This window comes from Kangiella marina, from assembly GCF_039541235.1.
GTDB lineage: Bacteria > Pseudomonadota > Gammaproteobacteria > Enterobacterales > Kangiellaceae > Kangiella > Kangiella marina.
On the sequence record NZ_BAABFV010000001.1, the window covers coordinates 103,109 to 115,294 of the forward strand.

At 44.1% G+C, this 12,186-nt stretch carries 10 protein-coding genes and 1 tRNA gene; 8 read left to right on the plus strand and 3 right to left on the minus strand.

Annotation, left to right across the window (positions count from 1 at the left end; genetic code table 11):
- Positions 1–69: 69 nt before the first annotated feature.
- Positions 70–146: transfer RNA gene (locus tag ABD943_RS00495), tRNA-Asp, on the plus strand.
- A 454-nt stretch (positions 147–600) separates the two neighbouring features.
- Here the strand turns inward: ABD943_RS00495 and sppA are convergent.
- Positions 601–2,472, minus strand: coding sequence for a signal peptide peptidase SppA (gene sppA / locus ABD943_RS00500; protein ID WP_345291240.1), 1,872 nt, complete (start codon positions 2,470–2,472; stop codon positions 601–603).
- A 228-nt stretch (positions 2,473–2,700) separates the two neighbouring features.
- Here sppA and ABD943_RS00505 point away from each other — a divergent pair, with 228 nt between their 5' ends.
- The 4 genes from ABD943_RS00505 to ABD943_RS00520 all read left to right on the plus strand — a co-directional run bounded on the left by ABD943_RS00505 (position 2,701) and on the right by ABD943_RS00520 (position 6,654).
- Complete coding sequence (locus ABD943_RS00505; protein WP_345291241.1) at positions 2,701–4,725, plus strand: oxidoreductase; 2,025 nt, start codon at positions 2,701–2,703, stop codon at positions 4,723–4,725.
- Positions 4,726–4,761: 36 nt separating this feature from the next.
- Positions 4,762–5,433 (plus strand): PAQR family membrane homeostasis protein TrhA, encoded by a 672-nt coding sequence (trhA, locus tag ABD943_RS00510; protein WP_345291242.1) that lies wholly within the window; start codon positions 4,762–4,764, stop codon positions 5,431–5,433.
- Positions 5,434–5,676: 243 nt separating this feature from the next.
- Complete coding sequence (locus ABD943_RS00515) at positions 5,677–6,147, plus strand: DUF7919 family protein (protein ID WP_345291243.1); 471 nt, start codon at positions 5,677–5,679, stop codon at positions 6,145–6,147.
- A 204-nt stretch (positions 6,148–6,351) separates the two neighbouring features.
- Positions 6,352–6,654 carry a hypothetical protein gene (locus ABD943_RS00520; RefSeq protein WP_345291244.1) on the plus strand — a complete coding sequence of 101 codons (303 nt, stop codon included), beginning with the start codon at positions 6,352–6,354 and terminating at the stop codon, positions 6,652–6,654.
- Positions 6,655–6,963: 309 nt separating this feature from the next.
- Here the strand turns inward: ABD943_RS00520 and ABD943_RS00525 are convergent, their stop codons facing one another.
- Positions 6,964–8,805 carry a M2 family metallopeptidase gene (locus ABD943_RS00525; protein WP_345291245.1) on the minus strand — a complete coding sequence of 614 codons (1,842 nt, stop codon included), beginning with the start codon at positions 8,803–8,805 and terminating at the stop codon, positions 6,964–6,966.
- Positions 8,806–9,031: 226 nt separating this feature from the next.
- Here ABD943_RS00525 and nagZ point away from each other — a divergent pair, with 226 nt between their 5' ends.
- Together nagZ and ABD943_RS00535 are read left to right on the plus strand one after the other, a co-directional pair.
- The gene (gene nagZ / locus ABD943_RS00530) at positions 9,032–10,048 is read left to right on the plus strand and encodes a beta-N-acetylhexosaminidase (RefSeq protein ID WP_425559458.1); all 1,017 of its coding nucleotides are present in this window, start codon (positions 9,032–9,034) and stop codon (positions 10,046–10,048) included.
- 28 nt (positions 10,049–10,076) lie between these two features.
- Positions 10,077–10,436: a DUF2288 domain-containing protein gene (locus tag ABD943_RS00535; RefSeq protein WP_345291247.1), complete on the plus strand. Its 360-nt coding sequence runs from the start codon at positions 10,077–10,079 to the stop codon at positions 10,434–10,436.
- 56 nt (positions 10,437–10,492) lie between these two features.
- Here the strand turns inward: ABD943_RS00535 and ABD943_RS00540 are convergent, their stop codons facing one another.
- Positions 10,493–10,786: a hypothetical protein gene (locus tag ABD943_RS00540; protein WP_345291248.1), complete on the minus strand. Its 294-nt coding sequence runs from the start codon at positions 10,784–10,786 to the stop codon at positions 10,493–10,495.
- 150 nt (positions 10,787–10,936) lie between these two features.
- Here ABD943_RS00540 and ABD943_RS00545 point away from each other — a divergent pair, with 150 nt between their 5' ends.
- Complete coding sequence (locus ABD943_RS00545; RefSeq protein WP_345291249.1) at positions 10,937–12,184, plus strand: lipoprotein-releasing ABC transporter permease subunit; 1,248 nt, start codon at positions 10,937–10,939, stop codon at positions 12,182–12,184.
- The last annotated feature ends 2 nt before the right edge of the window (positions 12,185–12,186 follow it).

Here is a 12,186-nt window from a genome sequence, read left to right on the forward strand (position 1 = left end):
CGTTGACCGATGAGGTCACCCAGCAAAACACTCTAACAAAGCACTTTCGAGTACTAAGTTAGACATCGCGGAGCGGTAGTTCAGCTGGTTAGAATACCGGCCTGTCACGCCGGGGGTCGCGGGTTCGAGTCCCGTCCGCTCCGCCACTATTTAAAAAGCAGCCTTAGGGCTGCTTTTTTTGTATCTGTCAGTGAAAGGGCGAGAACTCGCGACTGTAAGGAATCCATTTAGGGAGAAGCGGTGTTCGACAAAATCGTCTGGAACGATTTTGAACATCGGAGCTTGCGACGATGGCCACGAAGTGGTCAATAACATGGACGTTATTGATAGTCCCGTCCGCTCCGCCACTATTTAAAAACCTGCACACTGCTGCAGGTTTTTTTATGCCTGCCTTTTATGCTTTGCATTGTTAAACAATGGGTTCGTATAGGTTGGGTTAGAAAGCGATCTATTTCGTAACCCAACGTTTAACTTGATGGGTTACGCTGAGAGCTAACCTATCCTATATGTAGATGTTAAGCGGTAAGTTAATTTGAATCATCGGTTAGATAACAAAAAAGGCAGCCGAAGCTGCCTTTTCAGTATTGCTGATTAAAGCAATTATTTGATCTCACACATACAGTGTAGGTACGCATGGTTTGGATCATTGTAGTCTGTCACCAGCTTATACGCTTCACGAACTTGTGAGCTGATAGCATGAACCAGTGGGTTAGACTGTGCAGTTAAAGCTTGAACTTTGGCAACATCACCAGAAGCTTCTGCGTTGTTTAAGATATCACGAAGCATTTGCTCTGTTGGGTTAATGTCGCGCTTGATAAATCTGACTTCATAGTCGCTGACATTCGCGAGCTTGGCAGCTGACTCTACAGCATCATCCAAGTCGCCCAGCTTATCAACAAGACCAAGGCGGTGTGCATCTTCACCCGACCATACACGGCCTTGAGCAATCTTATCGACTTCCTCTACAGTCATGTCACGGCCATTCGCAACAAGCGTTAAGAACTCGTCGTAGCCATGCTCAATGCTTTCTTGAATAAGCGCTTTTACGTCTTCAGAAAGTCCTGACATGACGTCGAATGAGCGTGACCACTTTGTGGTACCAACACCATCACGGTATACGCCTAATTCATTCAATGGCTGTTCAAAAGTAGGAATCATTCCGAAGATACCAATCGAACCAGTGATCGTCGTAGGGTGCGCCCAGATTTCGTCAGACGTTGCTGAAATCCAGTAACCACCCGATGCAGCCATGCCTGCCATAGAGGTAACGACTATTTTTCCTTCTTTTTGCGCTTGGACGATCTCGCTACGAATAACTTCGGAAGCAAAAGCACTGCCCCCAGGGCTGTCTACACGCATCACAATGGCTTTCACTGAATCGTCTAAACGAGCCTTACGGATAAGCTTTGCAGTGCTATCACCGCCGATTGTGCCTTCTTTGCGACTACCGTCAACAATCTCGCCTTTAGCAATAATGACCGCAATCTGATCCTTACCACTCGGTAGCTCGACTAATGGACGGCGTGCTTTTAAGTAATTTTTGTAGCCAATCGCTTGGTACGAATCTTCTTCATCGTTGAAGCCGACTAGGTCGATCATGTAATCGCGGAATTCTGCACGCGTAACTAGCTTATCGACAAAACCGTTGTTAACAGCAACTGCAGCGGCATCACCTTTTTGCGCTTTCATTAGTGGCAAGAAGTTTTCAATAAAGCTGTCCATTTCGGCTGAGGTCATGTCTCGAGAACCTGCGATGTCGTCACGCATATGACCCCACAAGTCGCCTAGCCATTCGATATTCGCTTCTTTAGCTGCTTCCGACATGCTGTCACGCAAGAAAGGCTCTACGGCAGACTTAAAGGTTCCTACGCGGAAGACATGAACATTCACACCCAACTTGTCGAGTGCAGACTTGTAGTAAGTGCCTGTACGCGCCATACCTTCGAACATCAATGCGCCACGTGGGTTCATTAATACTTCATCAGCGGAAGAGGCGAGGTAGTATTGGCCTTGACTATAATTGTCACCAATAGCAATCACTTTCTTACCAGAGGTTTTAAAGTCATCAATGGCTTTTCGTAAGTCCTGGTACTTACTGATACCACCGTAGGCACCGGCTAAGTTGTTGGTTTGCAGAACCAGCACGCTAATGTTGTCATCGTTTTTTGCGTACTCAATAGCATCCAACAAGTCATACACTGACGTTTCAGGGTTTTTAGTGCCCTGAGCATCTGCGATGATTTCTTCAATCGGATCCATATAAGTGGTTTGCTCAACTAACGTACCTGTAGGATTAAGTACAAGCGCAGAGCCTTGATTAACTTTTGGTAAGTCTGGTCCGCTTACGCAGCCTCTTACTAAAAATACAAGGATGGTAATTGCGATTAAGCCGATCAATAATCGACCAGCAACGTCTACTGTTTTCCAAATGCGGTAAAAAAATCTACCGATCAATGAGTTAGGTTTTGTCACGTCTTTTCCTTCTCTAACTAGTTAAATATTACGAAACTGCGCTAATTCTAACCAAATTGCTTATTTTATGACTAGTACATAAATGTAACGAAATGATAACTTACTGTTTTATATAGAATAATCGCCAGTTTTTATTGTAATGAAATATGTCTGTAAGCATTGCATGATACTGGTTATACCAGTAGACTTAAGCTCAAGAGTCAAGATACTAAGAGACAACTGACAATCGTGAAATATCCAAAGCTACTAGAACCCCTTGATTTAGGGTTCACCACACTTAAAAACCGTGTCCTCATGGGCTCGATGCATACCGGCCTGGAAGAAGAAAAGGGCGGTTTTGTGAAGATGGCTGAATTTTATGCCGCACGTGCTCGTGGCGGAGTTGGCTTGATGGTTACTGGCGGTATTTCACCAAATTTTCGTGGTCGTCTTGGGCCTCATTCTTCTCAACTGAGTAACCGGCGCCACGTTAAAAAGCACAAAATCGTTACCCAAGCCGTGCATAATGCTGGTGGTAAAATTGCCTTGCAAATTTTGCATGCAGGTCGCTACGCTTATCATCCACTTTCAGTTTCTGCATCAGACATTAAGTCACCGATTACACCATTTAAGCCCAAAGCTTTAACCGAGCGGATGATCCAGAAAACCATCAAGCACTACGCTCGTTGCGCACGATTAGCGAAAGAAGCAGGCTATGATGGTGTGGAAATTATGGGATCAGAAGGCTACCTCATTAACCAGTTTATCGTGACTCGAACCAACAAGCGTGATGACAAGTGGGGCGGCTCCTACGACAACCGAATCCGTTTTCCTCTAGAAATTATCAAGGCCGTTAAAGAAGCGGTTGGTGATGACTTCATCACGATTTACCGGCTTTCAATGATCGACTTGGTAAAAGGTGGCAGTAGTTGGTCTGAAGTTGTTCAATTAGCTAAAGAAGTCGAAAAAGCTGGCGCCACCATTATTAACACCGGTATTGGCTGGCATGAAGCGAGAGTTCCGACGATTACGACGTCGGTACCAAGACGAGCTTTTACTTGGGTCACTAAAAAACTTCGTGAAGAAGTGAACGTGCCTCTAATTACTTCAAACCGTATTAATACGCCTGAAGTTGCCGAGCAAGTGTTAGAGGACGATTGTGCGGATATGGTGTCGATGGCGAGACCACTGCTTGCAGATCCTGACTTTGTGGTAAAAGCTGAAAAAGAGAAAAGTTATACCATCAACACCTGTATTGCCTGTAATCAAGCGTGCTTAGACCATGTCTTTAAGCAACAACGTGCAACCTGTTTGGTTAATCCCAAAGCCTGTTATGAAACAGAGCTGATCGCGCAACCTCTAAACTTTAAGAAAAAATTGGCGGTCGTGGGCTCCGGGCCTGCGGGACTAGCATTTGCCACTGAAGCGGCCAAGCGTGGCCATGAAGTACACCTTTTTGATCGAGCAAAAACCATTGGTGGGCAGTTAAACATTGCGAATCAAATTCCTGGCAAAGAAGAGTTTTACGAAACCATTCGATACTTTAAGCACCTACTTGAAGAAACAGGGGTTAACCTCCATCTAGAGACAGAGGCAAAAGCAGAAACTTTATCGAAAGATTTTGATGAAGTCATTGTTGCGGCTGGCGTTAAACCTCGAACTCCTGGCATTCCAGGTGTCGAGCATGAAAAAGTGTTGTCGTACATCGATGTCTTATTGCATAAAAAACCTGTTGGCGAGAAAGTCGCTGTTATAGGTGCTGGTGGCATCGGTTTTGATGTCTCGGAATATTTAGTGCACCAAGGTGACTCACCAACCTTAAATCTTGAGGAGTGGCTAAAGGAGTGGGGCATTGACCGTTTGTATCAAGATGAAGGCGGTTTATTGGATGAAGCTGAAATCACGCCTCCAGCTCGACAAGTAACCATGCTTCAACGTAAAGAAAGCAAAATGGGGAAAGGGCTGGGTAAAACCACTGGCTGGATCCACCGTACCAGTTTGAAGCACAAAAAGGTCAAGATGGTTACGGGCGTAGACTATAAAGAAATCAATGATGAAGGCTTAGTGATTGAACACAAGTCTTCAGGCAAAACTGAAACGCTAAGCGTTGATAATATCGTATTGTGTGCTGGTCAGTTACCAAATAGAGATCTAGCTCAAGAGCTGGAAGAACTGGGCAGCACTGTTCACTTAATTGGCGGTGCCGATGTTGCCGCTGAGCTTGATGCGAAGCGAGCGATTCGCCAAGGTACTGAACTCGCGCTAAGCATTTAACAAGCACATTTAACAGAATCATTTTTGGAGAAATAGATGTCACAACCGACAGCACATCTTGATGTGGAATTAACCGAACATACTTATAGTATTGGCGAGGAAATTGCCAATGCGATGAGTCATGCTATTGGTGCTTTATTGAGTGTGGCCGCAATGACCATGATGATTATGGTATCTTTGGAGCCGCTCAATGGCTGGAAATTAGCCAGCGCTATTGTTTATGGGTTTAGCCTTGTCGTTTTGTTCACGACATCAACCCTTTACCATAGTTTCCAACCAGAAAACCTAAAAAAGATCTTCCAAACATTGGATCACTGCGCCATATACTTTTTGATCGCGGGAACCTACACGCCGTTTGTACTGATCAGCCTTAATGGTATTTGGGGCTGGTCGCTATTTGGTGTTATCTGGGCTTTGGCAGTATTTGGTGTGACCTTTAAAGTTAAGTTCAAACAACGCTTCCCGAGAGTGTCCTTAATTACCTATATTTTGATGGGGTGGGTCATTGTCGTCGCTGCCCCTGAAATGTTGGACAAAGTCGCTCCCGGCGCATTATGGTTACTTCTAGCGGGCGGTTTATCTTACACTTTAGGTACCGTTTTTTACGCTGCAGACCGCAAGATACCATTCAACCACGCTATTTGGCACCTATTCGTCCTCGGCGGCGCCGTGTGTCACTTCCTCGGCATTTATTTGTTCGTGTTTTAAGTCCTAAGCAGCACCTTTCCAATAGGACGGGTTAGCATTGAAAAGATGCGTCACCCATCAATATCACTCCCAGCAATTAACGTTTTCCTCTTGGCCTTCTTCGAGAATAAATGTACTCTGACCCATTAATTTTTTCCAACGTCTGTGGAGCGTCTAATAAAGCTTAATAAGATACTTGAGCCAAACCAAGGCGCCATTAATTGGGCTGCATGTACATTATTTTGCGGTTACTAGGAGGAACTAATGTATTTTGAAGATGGTAGTATTTACGACTATAAGTTAAAGCACCCTTTTACCCTAATAAAAAATATTGGTTGGTTGGACAGTAAGCACCCTTATACACAGGGAAGTGTAAGCGAAGAGTTTTTAATGAAGTTATCTTCTGTACTCTTTAAAAGAGGGAGTTGCGAGCCTACTTTTAATATAATTAGAGGAACCCATCGGTGCAATTTATGTAATGAAACTGAAGTTTGTATTTACCAAAGCCAAAGCGGCAACTCTAAAAGGTTGGGGGGAAGTGAAATCCTTATTCCAAATGTTGTTGGGGAGGGATATTTTGCTTCACCATCAATGATATATCATTATATAGCAAAACACTCCTACATGCCTCCAAGAGATTATATTGACTCGGTACTAAACTTTGATTTAACGCAACAATTTAATGCTGAGGAACTTTATACAAAGTTGGTTGATGATTCGTATAATAATAAATAGAATGGATTTAATGTGGTCAGTAAATTAATTTTTGGCTTACAGGGAGAGTAGCATTTGACTGCTTCTCGGTTGTTCCTAAATAAATGTACTCTGACCCCATTAAGTTTTCCACTTGGCCTTCTTCGAGAATAAATGTACTCTGACCGCATTTATTGAGTTTATTGTTATAATAAACACAATTAATGCAAAGAGGTGAAATCTGCAATGATTAATAGAGAAGAATTAGCTAGAGAAACTAGAAGCTTGGTTAAAATGTTAAAATATTACGAAGAAGAGTACCCTGCAGCAGGTGAGCTACTCAGAAGAAAACAAGAACTATTTAGCTCAGCAGTCGAAGAGAGGATATCAACCCCACTCAGAGAAGGCTTTTTCCCTGAAGAGCTTTGGATGGATGGGGAGTTATTTGAACTAACAGGACTTTGTGACTGTGCTGCTCGTTTTAGTATATTACTCCAAGGCTGGAGTTCTATCGAAGAGTTTCGTCCAGAATTAATGGGGTCAGAGTAAATTAATCCTCAAATTATAATTAATGGGGTCAGAGTTAAATTAATCTTTGGCTTACAGGAAAGCATTTTAATAGTACGGGGTGGCATTAATTTAAATACGTAACCCATCAACACCATTCTAAAGTTCACGTTCTCCTCTTGGCCTTCCTGGAAAATAAATGTACTCTGACCCCATTAAGTTAAGTCGCTCCTAAAGTAATGGGGTCAGAGTACAATTATTGATATTTCTTAGCAAAAAGGCGCCAAGCGGCGCCTTTTCTTTTATAGGAGCACGATGGGTTACGGCTATCGCCTAACCCATCCTATAAAATTACCAACCGCAGTTACGGCCTTCGTTTTGCTCGTCTAACCATGTTTTCAGTGGCGCGTAGTACTCAAGTACTGCTGTTGCGTCCATTTCACGGCTGCCAGTCATGGCTTCAAGTGCGTCAGGCCATGGACGTGAAGAGCCCATTTCTAGCATCTTGATGAGCTTTTCGCCGACTTCTTTGTTGCCGTAGAACGAGCAACGGTGAAGTGGACCTTTGTTGCCAGCCATGTCACACATTTCACGGTAGAACTGGAACTGCAAGATGTGTGCTAGGAAGTAGCGTGAGTAAGGCGTGTTGCCTGGAATGTGGTATTTCGCACCTGGATCGAAGTGGTCTTCAGTACGAGCCACTGGCGCTTCAATACCTTGGTACTTTTCACGCAGTTCCCACCAGCCTTGGTTGTATTCTTCTGGCGAAATTTCACCGTTGAATACTTTCCAGCGCCATTGGTCAACCATTAAGCCGAACGGTAAGAAAGCAACTTTGTCCAGCGCTGAGCGCATTAATAGTGCAATATCAGCACTTGCGTCTGGCTCTTTGTCGATTAGGCCAATCTGCTTCAAGTATTTTGGAGTAATTGATAGTGCTACTGTGTCGCCGATTGCTTCGTGGAAGCCATCGTTAGCACTGCCTTTGTAGAAGATCGATTGATCTTTATAAGCACGTTGATAGTAGTTGTGGCCGAGTTCATGGTGAACGGTTTGGAAATCTTCACCGTTGATTTCGGTACACATCTTAATACGAATATCTTCTTCGTTGTCGATATCCCATGCGCTAGCGTGACATTGAACATCGCGATCACGTGGCTTGACGAATAACGAACGCTCCCAGAATGTTTCTGGAAGAGGGGCGAAGCCTAATGAAGAGAAAAAGTTTTCAGCAGTTTTAACCATCTTCTTAACTGCGACTTCTTTTTCTTCATGGCTGACGTTTTCTTTGTCGACGCCATAGTGCTTACGCAAGATAGGATCGATGTCGATGCCTTTGCCTGCATTTTTAGGGCCTGCGATGTCGTAGATATTGCCCCATTGCTGTGCCCACATGTTGCCTAATAGGTGTGCTGGAATCGGCTTATCCATCGCAACAACCTCGTCGCCATACTGGTCATTCAACTCAGCGCGGACGTGGCAGTGTAGTGCTTTATAAAGTGGTTGCACCTGACCCCATAAGCGATCCATTTCAGTGGCGAAGCCGTCAGCGGGCATATCGTACTTAGAGCGCCACATGGTGCCGGTATCAGCGTAACCAAGTTCTTTTGAACCTTCGTTAGCGATGTCAACCATTTGCTTATACAGCGGACGCATTTCTTTAGAAATTTCACGCCAGCCTGTCCAAGCTTTTAATTGCTCGTCAGCGTCGCGTGATTCTCGTAAAACTTGGCTTAATTGACCAAGGCTACGACCGTCAGGGCTCTTGCCTGTGGCATAAATACTGTCTAGTTTAGACGTGATTTGTGCCAATTGTTTGGTTTTGTCAGCATCAGCTGGAGCCGGTAAAGTCAGGCCTAGCTTGATCATTTCAATCTTACGATTAACGTCGTAAGGTAAGTCCAAACCGTTAAACTTCTTCGCTTTATTCGCTAGCTCAACGCCTAGCTTAGTGTAGTCTTCACCAACCTGAGCGTTTAGCGCCGTGGTGTCATGAGTCACAAAATTCGCATTAACCCATGCAATGCGTGCGGCATATTCTGCAATTTCTGTTAATCGCTTTTCCGCATCAGCAACAAAAGCAGCCGCGTCTTCGGCAGTGACTTTTTGTTTATGATCGTCGGCGATAACAGGTTGTCCTAATAAAGCACCTACCAATACCGCAGTACTGACGGCTTTTTTAAGCGTTATCATAGAGTTACCCTTTATTGTTTAAGTTGATAATAATCATTATCGTTTCATAGTCGCGCACCATTATAGCGACTTGTTTTCATTTGAGAAATGGAATTCATCATGGTCGTTATTTGGCGGATCGGTTATCATACGGCTCATTGGTATTGGGCGTATGCTCTTTACGTTTGGTCATTCCCGCCTTCGCGGGAATGACGTGTAGATAAATAATACAGGATACATTATGCCAATTGGCCCTTTGATGCTGGATCTTGATGGTCTAGAGGTGAATGCCGCAGAAAAAGATATGTTACAAAATCCGCTATTAGGCGGAATCATCTTCTTCAGTCGTAATTATGCCAGTCCACAACAAATTGCAGAGCTATCGCAAGCCGTTCGCGAAACAGCGGGACGCGATATTTTAATTGCCGTGGATCATGAAGGAGGGCGTGTTCAACGTTTTCGTGATGGCTTCAGTCAAGTGCCAGCTATGGCCAGCATTTTGCAGAATGCTAACGATTTAGCTGAAGCGAAAGCGTCAGCCTATCGCTGGGGAAGCTTGATTGCGATTGAAGTTCAGGCCGTAGGCATTGATTTCAGCTTTGCTCCAGTTTTGGATTTAGGGAATGAGATTAGCCGCGTTATTGGTGATCGGGCTTTTTCGACTCAAGTTGATGAAGTGATTGAGCTAGGTCGTGAGTTTATCAAAGGCATGAACGATTTTGGAATGGCAGCGACCGCAAAACACTTCCCCGGTCATGGCTCTGTTGAAGCGGATTCACACGTCGATATTCCTGTTGATGAACGTCCGCGTGAGCACATTATTAGCCAAGACATGCGTGTTTTTGCAGAGTTAGCCCAGAATTATCAGGCGGTGATGCCAGCCCACGTAATTTATCCCAACGTTGATTCTCAGCCAGCAGGTTTCTCAGAGTTGTGGTTACAGGATATCTTGCGCAAGCAGCTAGGTTTTGATGGGGTTATTTTTAGTGATGACCTAAGTATGAAAGGAGCGGAAGTGGTCGGTGGTTATTACGAGCGCGCCAAAGCAGCGGTAAATGCCGGTTGTGACATGGTTCTTGTCTGTAATCATCCGCAAGAAGGTCGGCAACTCATGTCGCAGTTTGACCTAAAGGTTTCTCCAGACTCTGCTGCAAGATTAGAAATAATGAAGGGCAAATCGCTCAACTATTCGTTAACACAAGTACGTCAAGGTAATCATTGGCAACGCTTACAGCACGACTTACATCTTGATAACCTTGTTTAAATTAAATTCTTAAAATATTGATTTTATTATGAATAAAGATATAAATCCTGGACAAAACGACACCCAGCAGAAAACAGACAGCTTTACTCAGCTGACGCCTCGCGAAGAGCTGGTCGCCAAGCTGAATGGCGAGACCGCAGTGGTCGAGTGGAAAGAAATCGAGCGCTTTTTCGCTAAAGGCAACTTGCTTTTGATTGATCAAAGTGTCGATCTGATTAATTGTGCAGCGGATTTATCCTTGGACAATGCGGAGGAGGTTAAACCTTTGATTGATTCAGAGAAGATCCAGCGCATGCCGATGGAGTTTGTTAAGGAAAACTGTAAACCTGAAACGGAATTTTGGACAGTGGTTGTAGCGCCTTATATTTTATCGCAGCTTAAGAAGTAGTAGTTAGGCATCAAAAAAGCGGCTATTGAGCCGCTTTTTTATTGTTCAATCACTTCTTAACCGTGATGAACTACTGAGTGAATCACATGGTCATACTCGAAATAAACGGTGTAGCCATTATAAACCCATTTAGTAATTGGCGGATCACCGACAGGGCCTTCAACATTGTTAGGAGCTCCAAACTTCTGCTCAACGTATGACTTTGTGACGCCGCGCTTAGGCACCTGAATATTGTGCTTGCCTTGCTTTGCCACTGGTACTTTGACTTCTTCGGCTTTGGCCGTGTTAAGACCAACCCCTGCACCGAAGCTCAACGATAGAGCGCAAATTGCGGCTGTTATTGTTTTCATGATGTTGACTCCTCAAACATAATTTTCTCTAGAATATCAAAAAATTAGCGTTATATCCTAATCATAATTAACATTAATTCTACTCCATAACTTGACTACAAATTGTGAACCATTCAATATGACGCCAATTTAAATTAACCAGAAAGCACCATGAGGCTTCCTTTTTCGCTATTCGTTGGGCTGCGTTACACCAGAGCAAAGCGCCGCGATCACTTTATTTCCTTTATCTCTTTGATCTCCATGATAGGCATTGCCTTAGGCGTTATGGTGTTGATTACGGTGATGTCGGTGATGAACGGTTTTGAGCGTGAGCTTCGTGATCGTATTCTTGGTATGGCACCTCACGTCTTGGTTAGCGGCGTCGGTAGTAATATCGAGAATTGGCAAGCTCTAGAAGACGTTGTGATGAAAAATCCAAACGTTATTGGTGCTTCTCCTTATATTCAGTCCGAAACCATGTTCCAGCACCTTGGCTCTGATCAATTCGGCGTGGTGCAGGGCGTTTTGCCAGAAAAAATTGGCGAAGTGACGATTGTTAAAGACCACATGCGTAATGGTTCTTTTGACTCTTTGACCGAGGGAAGCTACAACATCATTCTCGGGGCGTCGTTAGCCAGAAGTTTAGCGGCTAACGTGGGTGATAAAGTGACTTTATTATTCTTAAAAGAAAGTCGTTTCTCGATAGCTGGGATTCAGCCACGCGCCAAGCGGTTTACTGTCTCTGGTGTTTTCCAAACCAAGTCGGAAGCAGACAAAGGAATGGCATTCGTTCACTTAAATGATCTTGCCCAAATCCTTCGCATTACCGATGGCGTTTCAGCTTTGCAGCTAAAAACCAAAGACGTCATGAAGGTTCACGAAGTCAGTACATCGATCACGGAGCAGCTTGATTATAACTACTTTGTGACTAACTGGACTCGACAGCACCAAACCCTATTTAACGCCATTGAGATGGAAAAGAAGATTATGTTTATTCTTCTGACCTTTATTATCGCTGTGGCCGCATTTAATATCGTCACCTCACTGGTGATGCTAGTTAACGAGAAACAAGCCGATATCGCTATTCTGCGCACTTTGGGCGCAAGTCCTGGCTCGATTCTGCGAATATTTATGACCAGCGGCATTATCAATGGACTTATCGGTACGGGAGCGGGTGTTATTTTAGGCGTTCTATTGGCTTTAAACTTGCCAGATATTGTGAATTGGCTCGAAGTGACTTTTGAGATGAGTGTTTTCCCAAAGAATGTTTACTTCGTGAATTTCTTGCCAACAGAGCTTATTTGGGATGATGTTATTAAAATTGCTCTATCAGCCTTTGGTATCAGTGTTTTAGCAACGTTATATCCTTCGTGGAAAGCGTCAAGAACTCAACCTGCGGAGGCCCTACGTTATGAGTAATT

Bases quoted from the DNA above. Each gene is read 5' to 3' on its own strand.
- trhA (WP_345291242.1), top strand. From the start codon at position 4,762: ATGTCACAACCGACAGCACATCTTGATGTGGAATTAACCGAACATACT.
- ABD943_RS00515 (WP_345291243.1), top strand. From the start codon at position 5,677: ATGTATTTTGAAGATGGTAGTATTTACGACTATAAGTTAAAGCACCCT.
- ABD943_RS00520 (WP_345291244.1), top strand. From the start codon at position 6,352: ATGATTAATAGAGAAGAATTAGCTAGAGAAACTAGAAGCTTGGTTAAA.
- ABD943_RS00525 (WP_345291245.1), bottom strand. From the start codon at position 8,805: ATGATAACGCTTAAAAAAGCCGTCAGTACTGCGGTATTGGTAGGTGCT.
- ABD943_RS00535 (WP_345291247.1), top strand. From the start codon at position 10,077: ATGAATAAAGATATAAATCCTGGACAAAACGACACCCAGCAGAAAACA.
- ABD943_RS00540 (WP_345291248.1), bottom strand. From the start codon at position 10,786: ATGAAAACAATAACAGCCGCAATTTGCGCTCTATCGTTGAGCTTCGGT.
- ABD943_RS00545 (WP_345291249.1), top strand. From the start codon at position 10,937: ATGAGGCTTCCTTTTTCGCTATTCGTTGGGCTGCGTTACACCAGAGCA.